Here is a 19,886-nt window from a genome sequence, read left to right as displayed (position 1 = left end):
AAGTATTATGGGCTGGGTGCAAGCGGGTCGGACGGCGGAGCGAGGAGTCCCGGGTGTTCTTCGATATGAGCCCGTTGAAGCTGGCCACGCTGGTGGTCCTGGCCGTACTCGTCTTCGGCCCGGACAAGGTGCCCGGGATGATCCAGAACGTATTGGGGTTCATCCGCAAGGTGCGCGCGATCTCCGAGAGCGCCAAACACGACATCCGCTCCGAACTGGGCCCGGAATTCAAAGATTTCGAGTTCGAGGACCTGCATCCGAAGACGTTCGTGCGCAAGCACATGCTCGACGCCGACGGTCTCGGCCTCGACGAGATCCGCGAGATCCGCAGCGCTCTCGACCCGAGGGAGGAGTTCGCGCAGGTCGCCGAGGCAGTGCGCGAATCGGTCGACGAGTCTCGGACCAGCACCGTGGAAGCGGGGCGCGTGAGCGTGGCGAAGGCGGAACAGTCTGACCCGGCCGCCCGTCCCGCGTTCGACCCCGATGCCACCTGAGCGGGTACGGAGGCGGTCCTTGTCGGCTCATGACAAGCCGCCCCCAGATTTGCGCAATCTCTAAACTGTGTGCGCGCGGAACGCGTGTACGTCTATCGCCGTGACTACGGCATAACCAGCGAACCCTTGCGGCAAGGTCTCGATATCGCCAGCTCCTGAGGCGTAGGGAGCAACTTCCTCCCCCTTCATGGCCGTGGCCTCGTTCCTGAGGATGTGCACGAACTCACCCAGCCCGCGGGCGGCCTCGGGCAGTTCTTCGAGCAGAACAGCAGGATGATGCCGATCGCCACGATCAGCTGGAGCCAGGGTTCCTGCCTGTTTCGGAGCAACCCGTTCGCCCCGCCCTTCGGCCGCACAGCGGCATCGGCCGGGGAGCGACGCCCCGTCCTTCATTGCCGTATTGCGCAACTGCACAACCAACAGGGGGGTTCAGTCGTCATCTGTGTATGGGTCGCACCGATAAGGGCGTATCGATGACCGCCACCGGCGATCAGACGCCATCCGTCCGCCACCGGCGCCGGGCGCAGCCGTCTCGCAGTCACAAGGCGCACGGCGGCCGCGCGAGACGAGGCCGCAAGGGCGGCCCGCTGCGCACGGTGCTGAAGATCGGCCTCTCGGTGACCGTGCTCGGTGTGGCCGGCCTCGGCTGGATCTACCTGAAGCTGAACGGTGACATCGACACCTTCGACGGGGACGGCCTGTCCAAGAACCGCCCTCATTCCTCCAAGGGCGAGAACGTCCTGGTCATCGGCTCGGACGCGCGCAACGACGGCAACAACGCGCTCGGGGGCGGCAGCAAGGACGACATCGGTCGCTCCGACACCGTGTTTCTGCTGCACATCTACGCGGACCACAAACACGCGATCGCGGTGTCCGTGCCGCGCGACACGCTGGTCACCATCCCACCGTGCAAACTGCCTGACGGCAGCTGGACACAGGCCCAAGCCAACACCATGTTCAACTCGGCCTTCTCTGTCGGGCAGACGGAGAAGGGCAACCCGGCCTGCACCCAGAACACGGTCGAGGAACTCACCGGGCTGCGTGTCGGCCACACCGTCGTTGTCGACTTCAAGGGCTTCGCGGCCCTGACGGACGTGGTCGGCGGGGTGAAGGTGTGCCTCCCGCAAAACGTCTACCAGCAGGACCTCAATCCCCACCGCACCACCAAGGGCGCCCTGATCTTCAAGAAGGGCGAGCAGATCGTCTCGGGGCAGAAGGCCCTCGACTACGTCCGCATCCGGCATGGCATCGGGGACGGCTCCGACATCGGAAGGATCAAGCGCCAGCAGGCGTTCGTTTCCAGCCTCCTGAAGCAGATCAAGAGCGACGGGTTCACCCCGACGAAGCTGCTGCCGCTCGCCACCGCCGCCACGGAGTCCATGACCGTCGACCCCGGGCTGGGTACGGCAGGCAGGCTGATCTCGTTTGCGATGAATCTGAAGGACATCGACCTGCACAACACCAAGTTCGTGACCGCCCCCTGGCGCTACCAGGGTGCACGCGTCGCGATCGTCGAGCCCGACGCCTCCCAGCTGTGGGCCGCACTCAGAGCCGACCGCACCATCGACGGCAAGAACGCCAGCGGCAAGAAGGGAACCACCAAGCCGTTCGCCTCCGCGGCGCCGAGTCCGAGCGAGAGCGTCTCCGGGGACGGCATCGACGTCGCGGTCTACAACGGCACCACCACCAGCGGCCTGGCCGCGGTGGCCGCGTCGACACTCACCGAGCACGGTTTCACGGTCACTGGCACCGCCAACGCCACCAACGGACAGCGCGCCACCACCGTGATCCAGTACGGCCCGGGCCTGCAGGCCCAGGCTGAGACCGTCGCCATGCTGTTCCCCGGCGCAACCCTGGAACCCATCGGCGGGCCGGTCGTCAATGTCGTCGTAGGCGCCTCCTACGAGGCCGGCGCCGCCTCGACGGCACCGGACGCCGTCCCCAGCTCGGTCGCGGACGACGCCCGTTCCGCGGACGATGACCTGTGCTCGAAGCTGTCGTACGGCGCCAGGGGCTGACGGTGCCGTCTCGACGAACAGCTTCACTCCGTCCGTAGTCAACCGGATAGGACAGATGCCGAGGGCCCTGCGTAGATGTCACCGGCTGTGGAAACGCACAGCGCCGCGTCCGGCTGACGAGCGGGGGCTACTACGGCATGATCAACAGCGCGCTGTCCTACGGCCCGGCCTGCCAGGTGGCCACCGTCAGCGGCTCACCGGCATCCCCATCGACCACTTCATCAAGCTCGACTTCGCCGGCGTGGTCAGCATGTCCGACGCGGTGGATGGCGTATCGGTCTGCGTCAGCGACAACGTGTACGACACCCACTCGCACCTGAAACTGTCCAAGGGCACCCACACCCTCAAGGGTGAGGCGGCGCTGGAGTTCGTCCGCTCCCGGCACGGCTTCGGCGACGCAGTGATTTGGGCCGTACCTACGCCCACGATCTCTTTCTCAGCTCGATGATCCGCAAGTTCAAGAGCGCCGGCACCCTGACCGACCCCACGGCCGTCTACGACCTGGCCAACGCGGCGACCAGGCCCTGACCTACGACTCGGGCAAGAAGTCCACGACGCCCACCGCCACCGCCCAAGCGGTCACCCCCTCCCGGAGCGCCGTGAAGAGCGAGAACGGCACCGGCACCGGCCTTCCACGCGCCTCCGAACTCACCACCGTCCTGACCGGCAAGGGCTTCAGCTCGGGCACGACCACCGCCGACGCCCCCAGTCCGACGGCCACCACCACCCTCACCTACGGCACCGGCCAGAAACCCGAAGCCCAGGCGGTGGCCAAGGCGATCGGCCTGCCGTATTCACACCTCGAGCAGGGCAGCGCCGACAGCCTGACCCTGGTGATCGACAGCGACTGGCCCAGCGGCACCACCTACCCCAGCAGCGGCGGGAGTTCCTCCCCGGCACCCGCCGACACACACGCCGCAGTCTCCAACGCCCACGTGGAGACCGCCGACCAGTCCAAGAACTGCGCCCAGGTCAGCCCCTACAAGACTGTCCAGCTCGACGGCGTCAACATGACCCCCGCCCAGGCATACGCCGCCGGCACCAACCAGCCCGACTCCGATTCCTGAAACACAGGCAGCCGCGAGATGCAAGCACCAGACGAGCCCCGGACGGGTGGGAAGGAGTCACTCGGCACGGTGGGCCAGCTGTAGCAAGGCCTCAGGCGCAGGGCCCGCTCAGCCTGGAAGACGGTGCAGGCCGAGCCGCCAGACGACGGATCAACTGCCCTACTACGGCAGCGACATCCGCGTCAGCCACGAAATAGACCTGCCGTCGGCCCTCTCGCCGCGACCTGACAAGGCCCGCCAGTTTCAGCTTCGACAGGTGCTGACTGACCGCAGGCACCATGGCATTCACCTCGTCGGCAAGGCGGGTCACGTCGTTCTCCCCCTGGGAGAGCGCCCACAGAAGATGCAGCCGCACTGAGGACGCCATCAGCCCGAACAGCATGACGGCCTCGGCGAGTACGTCGGCGGATGGCTCGACGCGGCTGTCGGCCTCGGCTGCCACGTCTCCTCCCGCTCCGCCTCGATCACTCCGTGCGCGGGAAGCTCAGTCTAAGCGCCCTGCCGGACGTGGACGCGGCGCGCGCACGCATCCACGGCGTGCCGCGGACCGAAGACTGCACATGGGCACGCGTTCATCGGGGGGCCTGAGGCGTTCACGTCGTAGTCCTCGGCGATGCTGCAGCGAGACATTGCCGCCCTTGTCCGAGTCACACCCGTGACGGCCGAGGGTGCCGCACGCTCCCTGGTGTTCTGTGTGCATGGGCTACCGCAGCGACGGAGGTTCGGGGCTGGTGAAGTCTGGGCTTGAGTAGTCGGGAGGGGTGAAGCCGGGCTCAAGGACGGATTGCGGATCACGCTCCGGACGGTCATCGTCGGCACCTGCCGCACGGGACACCGCGTCGTGATCGGGACGGGCGGTCTCCGCTGCCATGTGCGCTAGCTCCAGGCGGCCAAGGAGGAACGGCAGTATGCCGCGCTCCAGCAGCGCTTCCTCCCAAGCTTCCCATGCCTCCCTCACACGTGGATCCGTATCACCGGGCTCCGGGCTGCCGGCGGACGAGCGGTTGCGTGCTGCGGCGACGAACAGCCACACGAGATCGGCAACGGCTGCCCCGACAGCCGCAACCGCGGCGATCAACCCTGCTGTGATCAGGTCCTCGCCGATGCGACGAGCCTGGTCCAGGGCCCGCAGTCCGTACCCGCAAAGAAGGAACACGGCTGCGGCGACGGCCGAGAGGCTCGGCACGAACACGGCCAGCACCGGGAGGATTCCGCCTGCCGAGCGGGAGGCCGTGCCTTCACCGCCGGTCCCGGAGGATGCTCCCTTCAGATCAAGGTAGTCCTGGTACTCGATCGCCGCCGTGGCGATGATCGTTTCTCGTGCCTCCAGCGCACGGGCACGGAGGTCTTCGTGCGTGGTCACCCTGCCGTGAGGGCGCAGCGCCCGGCTTACTTCGGGAGACGCCAAGGCTTGATCCAGGATCCGCTCGAAGACGGCACCGCTGCCTGCCCGCAAACGGTCTGACGTGGGCATGTGGGCTCCCCGCTGGAAGGAAAAGGACCTCAGAGACAGCAGGCGACTGACTGGAGGTGCCGCAGCGCCCTCTGCTGCCGACGCGATAGGCGTCGGGCTCGAGGGGATGTGACAGTTGCCATATTACGCAACCATGCAAGCTGAGTCCGGGATGAGGGGATGCAGTGCGCCCATGCCAACCCGCAAACCTGAGAAAGATCCTGAGGGGTGGATGTCCCTCGCGGAACACTTGCGTGAACTGCGCAACCGGCTCGCGTAGTCCGTCCTGGTCATCCTCGTCATCGTGCGGCGTACTGGCCTGGCAGTCGAAGCAAACGGCTTGTGCCCACCGCGCGATCAGTGGGCTGATCGCCCCCTCGCCCTGGCCCTCGAGGTCTCCCTCATGCCGCGTCGTACGGGCCATCCAGAGCTGGCTCTACCAGCCCTGGGCCTTCGTCGCGTCCGACCTGCACCAGCACGAGATGACATACGCTTACGTCTTCGTCGGCGCCGGAGTCCCCCCTCTTCCGCAGCGGTGCCTCCCTCGCCTACGAGGTGCTGCCCAAGACCGCCGAAGTTCTCATCGGCTTCACCCCGCACGGCGTGGACAACCTGCCGCCCCTCGACGGTCTCCTCACTCTGATCACCCGGATGGTCGTCGTCTTCGGCAACTCCTTCGAGATGCCCACTGCTGCTCGTGATGCTCAACCTCACCGGCCCCCTGCGGCCGGCGCATGCTGGGGTGGTGGCGCGGCATGATCGTGGGCCACGGTCCTCGCCGCCTTCGCGACTCCCTAGGCGCTCGCTGCCGCAGCAGCCGCGTGAGTCAACCAGGGCGAGCGGATACGGCGATGCGACCTGATGCTTCGCACCGCCCAAGTGCGCAGGATGCTGCAGCATTCGTCGTCACGCTCGTGGGTATCGTGGCAATTGCGGTGCTGCTGTTGCGCGCCTGTCGCAAGTAGAGCGGTCATGCCGGCGTCTATGCCTTCGGCGCCCGTGCCTTCGACACCCGAGCCGCCCTTGGCGACGGCGTGCGTGGGGCAGTTGGGGCGAACACGAACCGGTCAGGAATAGCTCGACCACGCGTCCGGCCGCCTGTGGCTCCCGTCACCGCCCTCACCCGCGACTCGATCCTGGACTACGGCCTCACGCCCAGCCCTACCAAAGGGGGTGGTGCCCGACGCCCCGCAGCCCCGCCCCGAAGAGATTGCACACTTGCGCAGCAGGTAAAGTATTTACCCTTGCTGTCTTGGAGGACCAGGAGGTTCCCCGTTGCTCACCTCTCCCGCGCGAACCCACCGCCTGGCCCGGACGCTCGCCCCGTTGGCTGCGACGGCGGCGTTGACGCTCACGCTGCCGGTGCCCGGTGCATCGGCAGCGGAAACGGGGCCAGCCGCCGTGGCGGACGCGCTCCGCAAAGGCCCGGTGTACGTCGATCCCAGGGCCAGTGTCGATTTGCCGAAGACGGAGGCCGACCAGCTCGCCGAGAAGATCAAGAAGGCGGACAAGCCGGTCTTCGTCGCCGTACTGCCCGCAGCGGCCGAATACCCGCAGGCCACCGTGGTGCGGGACCTGCGCTCTCTGACCGGCATCACGGGCGTGTACGCGGTCCGGCTCGGCGCGGGGTTCAACGCGGGTGCCGACCGCCAGGTGATGCGGAAGGACGCGGTCGACAATCTCAAGGGCGCGGTGCGGCGTTCGTACGCCTCCGACGCCTCTGCCGAGGTGAACGCGTTCGTGGACCAGGCGCTCCAGCAGGCCAAGGGACACGCCCCCGCCTCCTGGGGGGATTCCGAAAGCCGCGACTCGACCACCGGCATGCTGGTCGGCGGGCTGGTCGTGGCCGTCGCGGCCGGGGGTGGGTATGCGCTGTACCGGCGATCACGGAAGAGGCGGGAGGAACGCGAGCGGGCCGAACTGGAGGCGCTGCACGTGCTGGTGGACGAGGACATCACCGCCTTCGGTGAGGAACTGGACCGCCTCGACTTCTCACCGTCCGAGCCGGGAGCCACGGACGCGATGCGTGACGACTACACCCGCGCCCTGGACGCCTACGACCGCGCCAAGCAGCAGATGGCCGCAGCGACGCGCCCGCAGGAGGTGCAGCCGGTCACTGAGACCCTTGCCGAGGGCCGTTTCGCGCTGGCCGTCCTCGCCGCCCGGCGCACCGGTGCGCCGCTGCCCGAGCGACGCGTCCCGTGCTTCTTCGACCCCCGCCACGGCCCGTCGGTAAGCGATGTGAACTGGTGCCCGCCGGGCGGAGTGCTGCGCATGGTGCCCGCCTGCGCCGAGGACGCGCTGCGGGTGAGCCAGGGCGGACAACCGTTGACGCGGATGGTGCCGACCGATCAGGGCGCCCAGCCGTACTGGAACGCGGGCCCGGCCTACGTCCCGTGGGCGGGCGGCTACTTCGGCGGCGCCGGCGGCGTGGTCGGCGGCCTGCTCGCCGGCACCCTGCTCGGCAGCCTGCTCAGCGCGCCCTCGGCCTTCGCCGACGGCGCCGACGGTTTTCCGGGTGCCGCCGACCTGCCGGAGGGCGGCGAGTTCTCCGGCGCGGACTTCAACGCCTCCGACTTCGGGGGCGGCTTCGGCGACTTCAGCTCCGACGGCGGCGGCGACTTCGGCAGCGGCGACTGGTGACCTGACGCCGACCGGCGGGCCTTCTGCCACCGGAGAAGCCAGGACACCGGCCGGCGCGATGCGGATCCGTCGGAGTGTCCAACACGCCACGACAGGCAACGCTTGCTATATTGCGCAACTGTCTAATCACGGATGAGGGGCGTCATCCATGCCGACCAGCTATCGAGTGCCGACGGATCCGGGAAGCCGCCGCCTCACGGCTCCCGGCTCTACCCGGCGCACACCACCCAGGCGCCCGGCGTGCGACAGCGCACGCAGGCCCCGGCCCGGGCGCGGCCGCAGGGTCGCGACCCTCACGGCCGCGAGTATGTCGCTGCTGGTGCTGGCGACGGCCGGGGTGGGCCGGATGTACCTGAACCTGACCGGGGGCATCGGTACGTTCGATGCGGAAGGCATCTCCAACGACCGGCCGGGCGGAACGAGGAGCGGGGAGAACGTCCTGGTCATCGGCTCCGATGCACGGGTGGACGGCAACAACGCGCTGGGCGGGGGCAGCAAGGACGACGTGGGCCGCTCCGACACCGCGTTCCTGCTCCACGTCTACGGCGACCGACGGCACGCCGTCGCCGTCTCGATCCCCCGGGACACACTGGTCACCATCCCGCCCTGCCGCCTGCTCGACGGCTCCTGGAGCGCACCGCGACCCAGCACCTTGTTCAACGCTGCTTACTCTGTGGGCCAGACCCGCGAGGGCAACCCGGCCTGCACCCAGAACACCGTCGAGAAGCTGACCGGGCTGCGGGTGGACCACACGGTCGTCGTCGACTTCAAGGCGTTCGCGAAGCTGACCGAGGCGGTCGGCGGTGTGAGTGTGTGCGTACCGCAGGACATCTACCAGAAAGACCTCAACCCCAACCGCGCCACGCGTGGTGCTCTCCTCTTCCATCAGGGCGTCCAGACCCTCGCCGGGCAGCCGGCCCTCGACTACATCCGCATCCGGCACGGCATCGGCGACGGCTCCGACATCGGGCGCATCAAACGGCAGCAGGCGTTCGTCGCCGCTCTTATCAAGAAGGTCAAGAGCGACGGGATCACCCCGGCCGGCCTCCTGCCGCTCGCCGAGGCAGCCGCCCAGTCGCTCACCGTCGACCCGGGCCTGGGCACGGCGGACAAGCTCGTCGCCTTCGCCATGACGCTGAAGGACATCGACCTGCACAACACCAAGTTCGTCACCCTGCCCTGGCGCTACCAGGGTTCACGCGTCGCCATCGTCCAGCCGGACGCCGACCGGCTGTGGGCGGCACTGCGGGTGGACCGGCCTGCGGACGGCCAGAACACCGGCCGTACGACGCGGACGCCACCGGCGGCGACCACTGCCGCTCCGAGCGTCGGCGCCCCATCCGTCTCCGGATACGGAATCGCCGTGCGCGTCTACAACGGCACACCAGTCGCCGGCCTCGCCTCCCGGGTAGCCCGGACCCTGAGCGGGCACGGATTCACGGTCACCGGGATCGGCGACGCAGGCACGGAGCACACAGTGACACTCATCCGCTACGGCCCAGGCCGCAGTGCCGAAGCCGAGACGGTCGCCCAGCTCTTCCCCGGCGCCCAGCTCCAGCCCGCCACTGACCCGGGCATCACCGTGATCCTCGGCCCGGCGAACACCGCACCGGTCACACAGTCACCGCTACCCGCACCCGCTCCCACCGCCGGCAACACCCGCTTGGCCGACGACGCCCCCTGCTCCGACCTGTCCTACGGCCGTCCCCGGCAAGCAGCGTCATCACAGGCAGCACACAGAACAAACCCTGAATGAAAAAGCGTCAGTTGCGCAATAATGAAACCATTGCAGACCGCGCCAAGGGGAGGGCCTGACCATGCGAGGCGAGTCCGCGGCGCAGCGTCTGCTGGAAGAACTGGCGACGGGATGCGCCTCGCCCGACCCGGACGACCTGATCCAACATGCCTACCGGCCCGTGGCTGTGTCCGACCACGCCGGATGGCCGTGGCCGGGCACCATCACCGCCTGGTGGACCGGCCCCTGCGGCACCGCCCTGTGCCGCCTGCGCCTGTCCGGCGTCCCGACGCCACGCTGGGTGGTCTATGACCCCGACCGGATCGCCCTGCTGGTCCAGGAGGGCATCTAGCGGTCCAGACCGGTGAGAAGGCTGCCCGTACGACAATCGAAGTCAGCCTGGGGCGGCATGCCCCGGAGAGGGAAAGCATCTATGCCGCACGGCGACGTTCAACGACGCGACGCGAATCTCCGGCTGGGAGCCGCCGTGGCCGAGATCGAAGGGCTCTACACGGCCCTGCTGCGGACCAAGTCCCCCGGACGGCACGAGCGACTGCGGGCCGAGCTGACGCGCGCTGCCGAACACCTTGCCGCGCTCGCGGTCATACCGGGCCAGGGACAGACCGCTTCGCACGTTGCGCGGAGACGATCGCGCCGGGAACGGCGGAGTGCACTGGCCGAACGGGGCGCAGCGTGGATCATCAAGCGCTACGGCCAGAACGCTCACTGAAATCTGAAGCGACCGAATGCCCCCCGTCCCCCCGAAGCCACCGACCGGGAGACTCGATGCCAGAATCCGCGCCCACACCGCCGCGCGAGAACCGTGGCCTGTGGAATATCACTCTCGGTGCACTGCACCGGTTCCGGTGGCGAACGGTCCGCAGGGGCCGGGCACCGAATCACGTGGTGGTCCGGATGTCGGGGGAGATCACCGCTGAGAACGCCGAACGTGTCGACCAGGGCCTGCGCAACGCGCTCCGGACGCACCCCCGCATCCTGGAGGTGGACCTCCAGCACGTAACCTACCTGGCCGGCGACAGCGCCCGGGCATTCCTCCCCGCGCTGCGCACCTCACGTCTGTACGGCACAAGGGTCGTCGTCACCCACGCCAGCGCCCAGGCCCGCAGCACGCTCCAAAGGCTCGGCCTGACCAACATGCTCGACATCCGCGAAGGGAACGCACCCGACAACGGCAGGCCAGACAGCCGGACTTCGTAACACACGCTCCCGGGCCCCGCGGCTCATCGCCGGGCAAAATCCGGGCATCGGCGGCAACGCACCACCGACTGGTGGCGACTGCAGGCCGGAAGATCAACGCCCGGGCCGCAACGTCTCCAACCCGCGATTGCTCAGGGCCGCGTTGGCCATCAGCACCAGCGGCGGGGTCAACAGCATGAGCCGGATCAGGAGCCAGGAGACGCAGTGGACGGAACGGACGAAGGCGCTCGGCTCCGGCCGACCTGCCGTGCGCTGCGCCGAACCAGGTCCGCACGCCGGTCGCGGTGACGAGCGCCGTAGCACTCCCGGAGGCGATGCTGCTGCCCTGGAAACACCACTGCGGCTGCTCGAACAGCCCGCTCCCGATCACGGGAGGCGCGTCGGCGGTGTGCTTCGTGACCGGGGTCGACTCTCCCGTCAGCGCGGGCTGGTGCACGGTCAGGCCTCTCGCGCGCAGCAGGCGTACGTCCGCCGGTACGAGGTCGCCCGGCCCGAGGCGGATCACGTCGCCGACGACCAGATCGTCCACGGGCATCTCGCGGGCCGTGGGTACGGTGTCCTCGTCGGGCGCCGTGGAACGGTTACCGTCGTGCGACCAGCCGACGCAACGCGGCCGTGGAACGGTCCGCCCGGTGCTCCCCGGTTGCCCGCAGCAAGCAGCTCACCAAGGCCAGGAAAAGGATCGCGATGGCCCAGGCGAGGATGGCCGCCGAGACCAGCCCGAGACAGAGCAGGACCGCGGTAGGAATCGCGCAGACTGCGCGCCAGGAGCCAGGGCCAGGAGGCTTTCCGCCGGGGCCGGAAGCACATTCTCGCCGAACCGGGCCAGGCACTCCTCGGCCTCCGTCAGGCCGCGCGGGCCGGTGTCCAGCGGGCACAGCACCACTAGCAGCGTCGGCGCCGAGGAACCCGGCGCCCTGACAACTCCGGAGTCCGCCCCGACTGCCGATACGGCCACCGGAGCGGGCAGGCCGGCGTCCCGCCCCGACGCCGCGGTGCTCTCAGCCACCGGTCCCGTGCAGGACTCGTACCTGCGCGGAAGAGTGCCGCGAGCGTGCCGTCAACTGCCCGATCATCACCCGCACCAGCGTCACGACATCCGGATCGTCGATGTAATAGACCTGCCGCCGACCCGCACGGCGCGAGCGCACGAGCCCGGCGAGCTTCAGCTTCGCCAGATGCTGGCTTACCGCGGGCAGGGCACCACCCACCCGGTCGGCGAGGTGCGTGACATCACTCTCCCCCTGCGACAGCGCCCACATCAGGTGGAGCCGCACGGCCGAGGCGAGCAGTCCGAACGCGCTGGCAGCTGCCGCCAGCACCTCGGCCGACGGGTCCTCGAAGCCACCGACGTTCTCCGCCACAGTCCTCTCCCGTCCCGCCCACACTTCGCAGCCGCCGCACATGCGCCCGCCCAGTGTAGGCGTCAGACCCAAGGAGTCCTGTGCTATCGAGGTGCCGGGCTCACCGCTGGCCGGGCTCGCAGGGATCGACGCGTCAGCCCTCCTGGGCACAGCCGCCGCCCGCGGGATGGGGGGTCGTGTTGAGGTCATGCAGGACGGTCTCCGAAGTCGCCCGGGAGCCTGAGCTGAATCCGGAGACGCTGCGCGGCTGGGTCAAGAAGCAACAGGAACCGGCTCCCAACGCGGAACTGACGGTGATCGAGCGGGCGCGCCTGAAGGAACTCGAACGACGCAACCGTGAGCCGGAGATGGAAGTTGCAAGCAAGTACGAGTTCATCGTCGAGATGCGGCTCGACACTACGGAGTGCGCATACAGCGTCGAGTTCATGTGCGACAGACTCGGCGTCTCCAGTTCCGGCTACTACGACTGGCGATCCCACCCGGAATCCGCGACGGGCCAGCGGCGCGAGGAACTGAAACTGCCCATCGAGTAAGCCCGACACCACGCCGTACACCTTCTGCGTGCTGACCGGGACGGGGTGCGGGTGACCACGCCGAGAGCACCGAGCGCCAGCGCGAGCCGTGCCGTGTCGTGCGCGCTCGCACGACGAGCCTCCGGCGCCTGCGACAGGAACCCGTCGTCCGGCGCGGCGCCCTGCCGGTGATCGGCCATGATGGTTCTCTCGGTCAGGAGTACTGCACACCGCCCCCTGGTGGGTGGGATCCACATGCCTGTGCCGGTGAAGCCGTAGTGGACCAGACGTTCCGTTCGGCGGTGGTGCCGGGGCGAGGTGCCAGAACAGGCCACGGGTCGGCTGTAGGTTGCGGGTCTGAGCGGTCGGGGGTATCCGGTCCGCCCGGTTCCGCAACCGGCGTGCGGTCCGTCCCCTCATGCGTCGGCACATCCGGGTCCCTGAAGGACGCGCCGCCCTGTGGGGCGCACACCCAGCAGGGACGCCTCGCCGACAGATACCAGACCCCGCACATCGCCGAGACGTGGGGCCTCGGCTTCATCGACGCGCAGGCGGTCAAGGCGCAGACCGGCTATCCGGCACCCTGGCGCTGCTCATCCTGTGCGAGGCGTACGGCATGGGCATCCCAACTGTGAACTGCCCTGCCTGAACTCCGCTCAGGCCGCCCATCCCGCCTGTCAGCAGAGCTTGGACGGACTGCGGGGGATGCCCTGACCTGGTTGGCTGGCAGGTGTGGGCGGCGGAAACCCGCTCCTCGGCGTGCCGTATCGGTGGTGTGCCGGCTTGAGCGCCGGCGTTCCCCCACGACCTGGGGGCCGCATTCGCATGGTCACTCGCCTCACCAGTCCCGGTGCCACTCCGCACCCTGCCCAAGGAGAGTGCGGAGGGCAGACTCACCGTCGTTCGCCGCAGCTGACGGCTCGCGTCCTGGTTGAGACGCTGCGTGCGCTCGCTCGCGGCCATGGCCCAACAGCGTATGGATCCCGTAGAAGGCTTCCCGGCCTGCTCGTCGGCTGCCGGTTGCGGAGCGAGGATGGAGGTGAGGGGAGGCATTGATGTGGATCTTGCTCAGCCTTGATCACGTCGGCCGTACGGTGGCTTTCCTGCCGCCGGTGTGGACGAGGATCCCCGCTGCCGATCGCATCGGCGTGGCCGCTGTCGTGCTGTTGGTCGCTTTTGTCGCCCTGATCGTCGGCACACGGGTACGGCAGGTTCATTTCCGGTCGCTCAGGCGTCCGCGGAGCCGGGGCGCCGAGTCGGTCGACGCGTCATGGTTCACCGCCCACACCCTGGACGGCTTCCCGGAGGACGCGGTCCGAGCCGCCTTCAAGGCCCAGGACGCGCCGTCCCCGGATCGGCTCTACGCGGCTTGGGTTCTGGCCACCCATGCCCACGGGATGACCGCCGCATGGCTGGAGAGGAACCTGGCTCTCCCCCCACAAGCGGCACATCTGATCGTCGACGCCGCCGAAGCCAGGCATGGTGAAGTGGTGTTCCGGGACGTTCGCGACGAGTGCGCACGTGTGCCGGATTCGGGGTCGGATCCGCCGGACAGGCGCCCGGAAAATGGTCGCTGACCTGCGGATACGGCCGATGTCAGAGCCATCCGTTGCGCTTGAAGCCGCGGTGGAGGAGGAAGCAGGCGGTGGCGATGACACCGAGGACGAGGGGGTAGCCGAAGCGCCAGTGGAGTTCTGGCATGTGGTCGAAGTTCATGCCGTAGACGCCGCACACCATGGTGGGTACGGCGATGATCGCGGCCCAGGCGGTGATCTTGCGGGCGTCGTCGTTCTGGGCGACGGCGACCTGGGCGAGGTGGGCCTGGAGGATGGAGTCGATCAGGGCGTCGAAGCCGGTGATCTGGTCGGTGACGCGCGCCTGGTGGTCGGCGACGTCGCGGAAGTAGGCGCGTATCGCGGGGTCGATGGCGCGCAGCGGCTGCGTGGAGAGCCTCTCCAGGGGGCGGCCGAGGGGGACCACGACCCGTTTGAGTTCCAGGAGTTCGCGCTTGAGCTGGTATATGCGGCCGGCGTCCACGGTGTGACCGGCTTTCGGGGAGAAGACCTCGGTCTCGACCGCGTCGATGTCTTCCTGGACGGCGTCAGCGACGGTCACGTAGTCGTCCACGACGTGGTCCGCGATCGCGTGCAGCACCACGGAGGGGCCCTGGGCCAGTCGCTCGGCCTCGGCCTCCAGGTCCTCGCGCAGAGGGCCGAGCGAGCCGTGGCGGCCGTGGCGGACGGTGACGACGAAGTCAGGGCCGGTGAACACCATGATCTCGCCGGTGTCGACGACCTCACTGGTGGAGGTGAGCTGCTCGTGCTCGACGTAGGTGACCGTCTTGAAGACGGCGAACAGGACGTCGCCGTACTGCTCCAGCTTGGGGCGCTGGTGGGCCAGTACCGCGTCCTCGACGGCGAGGGGATGCAGGTCGAAGAGGTCGGCGACGCGCGCGAACTCCGTCTCGGTGGGTTCGTGCAGGCCCAGCCATACGAAGTCGTGGCCGTGCCTGCGTACCTGGTGCACGGCCTCCTCGACCGTCTCCGTGCCGGGTTGCCGAACGCCGTCGCGGTAGAGGACACAGTTGACGACGGAGGAGCCGAGCGGGGAGCGGGCCGGGTGGCTCAGATCCACTCGGTGGTGGCCGCGTCGCGTGAGGCCGGCCACTTTGCGCAGGTTGTCGGCCATCGACATGCGGGGTCCTCCTTCGCCGGGTCCGGACAGTGTGCCAGGGCCGGGTGAAGCGAGGGTCGGTGGTCGTGTGTCAGTGGTCGGCGGCGAAGATGTCCTTCACCTCGCGCAGCGCGTAGTAGACCAGGACGTATCCGGCGGCCGGGTCGGCCCACCACCAGTCAGCTGTGGCGTTGAGCAGGAGGCCCAGCAGTACGGCGGTGGCGAGCAGGCCGTCGATGAGGGTGACGCGGCCCTCGGTGGTCAGCACGGGGTTGCCCAGTGCGGCGCCGGTGCGGGCCTTGCCTGCGGCGAGGGCGAACATGACGGCGGCGGTGATCGCGGTCCAGCCGATGCCCAGGGCGGAGTGGTGCGGGCGGAAGCCGGTGGCCAGAACGAGCGTGGATTGCACCAGCAGGTAGAGGGCGAGGGCGGCGAAGCCCGCGCCGATCAGCGGTAGGGCCCGGCGTCGGCGGTCCTCTCCGGTGCTGGACAGCTCCCAGATCACCACGGTGGAGGCGCCGATCTCGATCAGGGAGTCCAGACCGAACCCGGCCAGCGCAACGGATCGGGCGCTGATCGCGGCGATGGCCAGCACGATGATGCCGATCACGTTCCAGCCCAGGGTGGCGTATTCCAGGGCGAAACCGCGCCGCAGGAGGGCGGACGGCTGAGCGGGAGTGCTCGAGGTGGTCACGGGAGGGCTCCGGTCGGGCGCGGGAGGTGGCCGGGAACAGGTGTCGATGGGGGTCAGGGGCGGGCGTGATGGGCCAGTGCGCGGTGGGGGTCGGTGCCGTGCGGGGTGTGGTCGGTGTGGACGGTGGCGGCGGTCAGCCGGGGGACGGCGTGGATGAGGGCGTGCTCGGCGTCGACCGCGAGCGCGTGGGCCTGGACCACCGTCAGGTGCGGGTCGACGACGATGTCGGCCTCGGCGCGCAGTGCGTGGCCGATCCACCGCATCCGCACCTGGCCGACGCCGAGTACGCCGTCGACCTCGCCCAGCGCGTCCTCGGCGGTGTCGACGAGCCCCGGGTCGACGGAGTCCATGAGGCGCCGGTACACCTCACGGGCGGCGTCTTTGAGGACCATCAGGATCGCCACCGTGATCAGCAGGCCGACGACCGGGTCGGCCCAGCGCCAGCCGATCGCGACTCCGCCGGCGCCGAGGAGCACCGCGAGGGAGGTGAAGCCGTCGGTGCGGGCGTGCAGGCCGTCGGCGACGAGCGCGGCAGAGCCGATCCTGCGGCCGGTGGTGATCCGGTAGCGGGCCACCCACTCATTGCCGATGAACCCGACCAGCGCGGCGATCGCGACGGCCCACAGGTGGGTGACGTCGCGCGGGTGCAGCAGCCGGTCGACCGCCTCGTAGGCGGCCAGGGTGGAGGAGGCGGCGATGGTGAGGACGATGGCGATGCCGGCCAGGTCCTCGGCGCGGCCGTAGCCGTAGGTGTAGCGGCGGTTCGCGGCTCGGCGGCCGAGAACGAAGGCGATGCCGAGAGGGACGGCGGTCAGGGCGTCGGCGGCGTTGTGGATGGTGTCGCCCAGCAGCGCGACCGACCCCGACACCGCCACGATCACAGCCTGGACCACAGTGGTCAGGCCCAGAATGCCCAGGGACAGCCACAGAGTGCGCATGCCCTCCCGGGAGGTCTCCATCGCGGAGTCGACCTTGTCCATCGCCTCGTGACTGTGCGGAGTGACCATGTGGGCGAGCTGGTGCCGCAGCCGGGCCCACCCGCCGGCGTCATGCGCATGGTGATGGGTGTCCCCGTGGACGTGCTGGTCGTCATGAGTGTGGTCGCCGTGCTGGTGCTCGTGCTGGTGCGTGCCGTGTTCGTGGTCGTGCGGTGCGTGGGTGTGGGTGCGGCCGTAGTGCTGGTGGTTGTGGTGCTGCTCGCTCACGTTCGGTGCACCTCTCGTGCTCACGGCGTCTGGGTCGGAACTGGACTTCAGGTCGCTGCCCCACCCATTATGTGCGTATGAACGCACGCATGCATCTATCAGGTGCGCAGCATGCGCAGGAGCCAGACGACGGCGCACGGCTGGCGGTGGCCGTGGAGGTCCTGGGGCTGCTCGCCGACCGGACCCGGCTCGCGCTGCTGCGACGGCTGGGGGAGGGCGAGGCGGATGTGACGACTCTCACCGAGTCCTGCGATGCGACGCGTACCTCGGTTAGCCAGCATCTGGCCCGGCTGCGGCTGGCCGGGCTCGTGACCACCCGGAAGGAAGGCCGTCGTGTGATCTACGGCCTGCGTCACGGGCATTTGCGCCGGCTGGTCGACGAGGCTTTCAACGTCGCCGATCACCAGATCGGTCACCTTCCGCCTCACGACTGATCTTCCGGTCGGTAGCACTGCTCAGTGGCCTCTGGTGGGCGAGACGCCGTCGATGCCGCAGACACTCTCCAGGAGACGTGCGGAGAAGTCGCAGGCGATGCCAGTGAGACGGGCGCCAGTGTTCTGGTCGAGTTCGATCGGTGCGCAGCGGGCGGCGATGTGGGCGGGCAGAGGGCCGAAACGGGTGGACTTCATGCCCAGTTGGGTCCAAGTGCGGGTGGTGGCCGCCGTCGCGGACGTCGTCGGGTTTGGTGCCGCAGAGGTTCTTCGGCTGTGCCGCAATGGGACGCCAGCACGCATTAGCCATGTGACCCAGGCGGCCGGAGCTACCTCAGCCACCAGCCGTTCGCTGCCCATGGCGAGCTGCCTCTGGGCCAGGTGACGCATGCTTTGCCGGGCTGGGTGTTTGCTGGCCTTGCGCACGCCATGACGAAAGGCGACCCGGTTGGCAGGGACAGGCGGTTTCCCGGGGTGTGTGGCGGCGGCTCGCGTTGCGGTGGGTGGACCTGGTGGCCGGCGACGTGCTGGTGGCGCTGCTGTACGGGCTGCTGCGGCTGGCACCCTCGCTGAACGCGTCGTTCCTGCCGAGCACCGCGCCGTCCAGCGTACTGCTGCCCGTCCCGGACATTCTCCAGTCGATGCCGGTGCCCGGGTTTCTGCCGGTGGCGGTGACCTCGTGCATCAACCTCTTCCATCTCCCAGCTGAGGGAACTGGACGAGGCGGCGCGGGTGTTGCGGCTGACGAAGTGGGAGCGGTTCTGGCAGCTGGACGTGCCGGGCGGGATGATCCCGCTGGTGTGGAACGGGATGATGAGCTGTGGCGGCGCCTGGTTCTTCCTGGCCGCCTCCGAGTCCATCGCGGTGCTCAACCACACCTGCGCCCTGCCCGGCATTGGGTCCTACGCCGCTGCTGCGAGCGAGGGCCGAACCCGGCGCACAGAAGGACCTGTACGCCCGCAACACTGAGAGCACATTGTTGCCCCTTATGTCGCGATTGGCGTTTATGTGTCTAGCGTGGGGGTGTGGATCGGGTCGTACGTCTCGCGCAGCTCCTCCGTACGCCGGTGGTCGGGGGTGACGGTGAGGTGGTGGGCCGGCTCGCCGATGTCATCGTGCGGCTGCGGGGGCGGGACTATCCGCTGGTCACCGGGCTGGTCGTACGAGTGGGCGGTCGCGAGGTCTTCCTGCCCGCCGAGCAGGTCGCCGATCTGGACGCGGAGCGGATCACGCTGGCGAGCCCGCGGGTGGACCTGCGCCATTTCGAGCGGCGCGAGGGCGAGGTGCTGCTGCGGGCGGACGTACTGGGCCACCGGGTCATCGACGTGGCCGATGTCGAGCTGGTCCGGGCGTACGACATCGCACTGGAGCAACGGCTGGATCGCTGGGTGCTGACCTGCCTGGACACGCGGAGGCCGCCGCACCTGTGGGGTCGCCTGCGGAGCCGTGCCGCCTGGCCCGACTGGCGGGACTGGAAGTCGTTCGAGCCGTTGATCGGGCACGCGCGGTCCGCCAGGGTACGGGGGCCGTTCGCCCGCCTCGGCCGGCTCAAGCCCGCGGACCTCGCCGATCTGCTGGAGGACGCGAACCGCACCGAGTCGCACGAGATCCTCCAGACGGTCCACGCCGACCCCGAGCTCGAAGCCGATGTGTTCGAGGAGCTGGAGCCGGACTGGCAGACCCGCCTGCTGGGCGAGCGCAGCGACGCCGAGATCGCCCAGGTGCTCGCCCGTATGCGCGCCGACGACGCCGCGGACGCGCTCAACGAGCTGCCGCAGAGCCGGCGCCAGCCTGTGCTGGACGCGCTCCCCGCCGGGCAGCGCACCAAGGTGCTGACCTTGATGGGCTTCAACCCGTCCAGCGCGGGAGGGCTGATGGCGCTCGACGTCCTCGCCTTGGCGGGCGACAGCACCGTCGCGGAGGCGCTGCGGGCGGCCGGGGAGTCGCTTGCCTTTCAGCCGCAGGCGCTGACCAGCGTGTATCTGGCGGGGGAGGAGCGGCGGCTGCTCGGCGTGGTCACCGTGGTGGAGTTGCTGCAGGCGGATCCGTCCGCGCGGCTGGACGACGTGGCGGACCGGGACCCAGTCCGGGCCGGGCCTGAGACCGATGTCGAGGACGTCGCCCTGCTCATGACCGACTACAACCTGCTCACCGTCCCGGTGGTCGACGACGAGGACCGCATCCTGGGTGTCATCACGGTCGACGACGTCCTCGACGCGGTCATCCCGGAGGACTGGCGCCGCCGCGAGCCGCCCCCGCATCCCGCCCATCGCATGGAGGAGCCCGGACCCGAACCAGCCTCGAACGACATCCCGCCCGCGTCATGAGCCCGGACGACTGGCCCACAGGCGGACCGGGCCGCCCCGATCCAGACCGGCC

The 19,886-nt window shown here is 69.1% G+C and carries 20 protein-coding genes and 4 pseudogenes; 16 read left to right on the top strand and 8 right to left on the bottom strand.

What is annotated here, in order from left to right; translation table 11 throughout:
• Positions 1-53 precede the first annotated feature (53 nt).
• The 4 genes from M878_RS51280 to M878_RS000000102125 all read left to right on the top strand — a co-directional run bounded on the left by M878_RS51280 (position 54) and on the right by M878_RS000000102125 (position 3,579).
• Positions 54-494 (top strand): sec-independent translocase, encoded by a 441-nt coding sequence (locus tag M878_RS51280; protein ID WP_023544199.1) that lies wholly within the window; start codon positions 54-56, stop codon positions 492-494.
• Positions 495-967: 473 nt separating this feature from the next.
• Positions 968-2,512, top strand: coding sequence for an LCP family protein (locus M878_RS51275; protein WP_031223582.1), 1,545 nt, complete (start codon positions 968-970; stop codon positions 2,510-2,512).
• A gap of 55 nt (positions 2,513-2,567) precedes the next feature.
• Positions 2,568-2,960, top strand: a complete 393-nt coding sequence (locus M878_RS000000102130; RefSeq protein WP_245237990.1) for an LCP family glycopolymer transferase — start codon at positions 2,568-2,570, stop codon at positions 2,958-2,960.
• Positions 2,961-3,111: 151 nt separating this feature from the next.
• Positions 3,112-3,579, top strand: coding sequence for a LytR C-terminal domain-containing protein (locus M878_RS000000102125; RefSeq protein ID WP_023544194.1), 468 nt, complete (start codon positions 3,112-3,114; stop codon positions 3,577-3,579).
• Between the two features lie 91 nt (positions 3,580-3,670).
• On the opposite strand, the gene M878_RS51265 is transcribed toward M878_RS000000102125, so the two are convergent.
• Positions 3,671-4,021, bottom strand: coding sequence for an ArsR/SmtB family transcription factor (locus tag M878_RS51265; protein WP_023544193.1), 351 nt, complete (start codon positions 4,019-4,021; stop codon positions 3,671-3,673).
• A 261-nt stretch (positions 4,022-4,282) separates the two neighbouring features.
• The gene (locus tag M878_RS51260) at positions 4,283-5,053 is read right to left on the bottom strand and encodes a hypothetical protein (protein WP_023544192.1); all 771 of its coding nucleotides are present in this window, start codon (positions 5,051-5,053) and stop codon (positions 4,283-4,285) included.
• Between the two features lie 172 nt (positions 5,054-5,225).
• On the opposite strand from M878_RS51260, the pseudogene tatC reads away from it, so the two are divergent.
• The 6 genes and pseudogenes from tatC to M878_RS51230 all read left to right on the top strand — a co-directional run.
• A pseudogene (gene tatC, locus M878_RS99255) lies at positions 5,226-5,827 on the top strand (twin-arginine translocase subunit TatC); the annotation flags it as partial.
• A 510-nt stretch (positions 5,828-6,337) separates the two neighbouring features.
• Entirely contained in the window at positions 6,338-7,675 is a 1,338-nt protein-coding gene (locus M878_RS51250; protein WP_031223578.1) for a hypothetical protein, read from the top strand.
• Positions 7,676-7,823: 148 nt separating this feature from the next.
• Complete coding sequence (locus M878_RS51245) at positions 7,824-9,431, top strand: LCP family protein (RefSeq protein WP_078630149.1); 1,608 nt, start codon at positions 7,824-7,826, stop codon at positions 9,429-9,431.
• A gap of 61 nt (positions 9,432-9,492) precedes the next feature.
• Positions 9,493-9,762 carry a hypothetical protein gene (locus M878_RS51240; protein ID WP_023544188.1) on the top strand — a complete coding sequence of 90 codons (270 nt, stop codon included), beginning with the start codon at positions 9,493-9,495 and terminating at the stop codon, positions 9,760-9,762.
• Between the two features lie 135 nt (positions 9,763-9,897).
• A complete protein-coding gene (locus M878_RS51235; protein ID WP_158692611.1) occupies positions 9,898-10,140 on the top strand; it encodes a hypothetical protein in 243 nt (80 codons plus the stop codon).
• A 56-nt stretch (positions 10,141-10,196) separates the two neighbouring features.
• Positions 10,197-10,628 (top strand): STAS domain-containing protein, encoded by a 432-nt coding sequence (locus M878_RS51230; RefSeq protein WP_078630148.1) that lies wholly within the window; start codon positions 10,197-10,199, stop codon positions 10,626-10,628.
• Between the two features lie 108 nt (positions 10,629-10,736).
• On the opposite strand, the pseudogene M878_RS93280 reads toward M878_RS51230, so the two are convergent.
• Both M878_RS93280 and M878_RS51225 read right to left on the bottom strand, forming a co-directional pair.
• A pseudogene (locus M878_RS93280) lies at positions 10,737-11,637 on the bottom strand (P-type ATPase actuator domain-containing protein); the annotation flags it as partial.
• Positions 11,630-11,992 (bottom strand): ArsR/SmtB family transcription factor, encoded by a 363-nt coding sequence (locus M878_RS51225; protein WP_023544185.1) that lies wholly within the window; start codon positions 11,990-11,992, stop codon positions 11,630-11,632. The gene M878_RS51225 and the pseudogene M878_RS93280, both read right to left, overlap by 8 nt.
• Before the next feature lie 179 nt (positions 11,993-12,171).
• Here M878_RS51225 and M878_RS91965 point away from each other — a divergent pair, with 179 nt between their 5' ends.
• The 3 genes and pseudogenes from M878_RS91965 to M878_RS91960 all read left to right on the top strand — a co-directional run bounded on the left by M878_RS91965 (position 12,172) and on the right by M878_RS91960 (position 14,081).
• The gene (locus tag M878_RS91965) at positions 12,172-12,525 is read left to right on the top strand and encodes a transposase (protein ID WP_158692610.1); all 354 of its coding nucleotides are present in this window, start codon (positions 12,172-12,174) and stop codon (positions 12,523-12,525) included.
• Between the two features lie 380 nt (positions 12,526-12,905).
• Positions 12,906-13,212 (top strand): annotated as a pseudogene (locus M878_RS000000101660) (hypothetical protein); the annotation flags it as partial.
• Positions 13,213-13,652: 440 nt separating this feature from the next.
• Positions 13,653-14,081, top strand: coding sequence for a hypothetical protein (locus M878_RS91960; protein ID WP_209445480.1), 429 nt, complete (start codon positions 13,653-13,655; stop codon positions 14,079-14,081).
• Positions 14,082-14,100: 19 nt separating this feature from the next.
• Here the strand turns inward: M878_RS91960 and M878_RS51220 are convergent, their stop codons facing one another.
• The 3 genes from M878_RS51220 to M878_RS51210 form a co-directional block, all read right to left on the bottom strand.
• Positions 14,101-15,198, bottom strand: a complete 1,098-nt coding sequence (locus tag M878_RS51220) for a magnesium and cobalt transport protein CorA (RefSeq protein WP_023544182.1) — start codon at positions 15,196-15,198, stop codon at positions 14,101-14,103.
• Between the two features lie 70 nt (positions 15,199-15,268).
• Positions 15,269-15,871 carry a cation diffusion facilitator family transporter gene (locus M878_RS51215; RefSeq protein WP_023544181.1) on the bottom strand — a complete coding sequence of 201 codons (603 nt, stop codon included), beginning with the start codon at positions 15,869-15,871 and terminating at the stop codon, positions 15,269-15,271.
• Positions 15,872-15,924: 53 nt separating this feature from the next.
• Positions 15,925-17,076, bottom strand: coding sequence for a cation diffusion facilitator family transporter (locus M878_RS51210; protein ID WP_023544180.1), 1,152 nt, complete (start codon positions 17,074-17,076; stop codon positions 15,925-15,927).
• 77 nt (positions 17,077-17,153) lie between these two features.
• On the opposite strand from M878_RS51210, the gene M878_RS51205 reads away from it, so the two are divergent.
• Entirely contained in the window at positions 17,154-17,510 is a 357-nt protein-coding gene (locus M878_RS51205; protein ID WP_031223568.1) for an ArsR/SmtB family transcription factor, read from the top strand.
• A gap of 42 nt (positions 17,511-17,552) precedes the next feature.
• Here M878_RS51205 and M878_RS93270 read toward each other — a convergent pair.
• A pseudogene (locus tag M878_RS93270) lies at positions 17,553-17,735 on the bottom strand (serine hydrolase domain-containing protein); the annotation flags it as partial.
• A 504-nt stretch (positions 17,736-18,239) separates the two neighbouring features.
• Between M878_RS93270 and M878_RS51200 the strand changes: the two are divergent.
• Both M878_RS51200 and M878_RS51195 read left to right on the top strand, forming a co-directional pair.
• Positions 18,240-18,476, top strand: a complete 237-nt coding sequence (locus tag M878_RS51200; RefSeq protein ID WP_023544177.1) for a hypothetical protein — start codon at positions 18,240-18,242, stop codon at positions 18,474-18,476.
• Positions 18,477-18,532: 56 nt separating this feature from the next.
• Complete coding sequence (locus tag M878_RS51195) at positions 18,533-19,834, top strand: magnesium transporter MgtE N-terminal domain-containing protein (RefSeq protein WP_023544176.1); 1,302 nt, start codon at positions 18,533-18,535, stop codon at positions 19,832-19,834.
• Positions 19,835-19,886: the final 52 nt, after the last annotated feature.

It is taken from the genome of Streptomyces roseochromogenus subsp. oscitans DS 12.976, from assembly GCF_000497445.1.
Lineage (GTDB): Bacteria > Actinomycetota > Actinomycetes > Streptomycetales > Streptomycetaceae > Streptomyces > Streptomyces oscitans.
The sequence above is the reverse complement of the archived record's forward strand: the minus strand, read 5'-3'. Positions and strand labels throughout refer to the sequence as shown.

Bases quoted from the DNA above. Each gene is read 5' to 3' on its own strand.
- M878_RS51275 (WP_031223582.1), top strand. From the start codon at position 968: ATGACCGCCACCGGCGATCAGACGCCATCCGTCCGCCACCGGCGCCGG.
- M878_RS000000102130 (WP_245237990.1), top strand. From the start codon at position 2,568: ATGCCGAGGGCCCTGCGTAGATGTCACCGGCTGTGGAAACGCACAGCG.
- M878_RS51260 (WP_023544192.1), bottom strand. From the start codon at position 5,053: ATGCCCACGTCAGACCGTTTGCGGGCAGGCAGCGGTGCCGTCTTCGAG.
- M878_RS51245 (WP_078630149.1), top strand. From the start codon at position 7,824: ATGCCGACCAGCTATCGAGTGCCGACGGATCCGGGAAGCCGCCGCCTC.
- M878_RS51240 (WP_023544188.1), top strand. From the start codon at position 9,493: ATGCGAGGCGAGTCCGCGGCGCAGCGTCTGCTGGAAGAACTGGCGACG.
- M878_RS51230 (WP_078630148.1), top strand. From the start codon at position 10,197: ATGCCAGAATCCGCGCCCACACCGCCGCGCGAGAACCGTGGCCTGTGG.
- M878_RS51220 (WP_023544182.1), bottom strand. From the start codon at position 15,198: ATGTCGATGGCCGACAACCTGCGCAAAGTGGCCGGCCTCACGCGACGC.
- M878_RS51205 (WP_031223568.1), top strand. From the start codon at position 17,154: ATGAACGCACGCATGCATCTATCAGGTGCGCAGCATGCGCAGGAGCCA.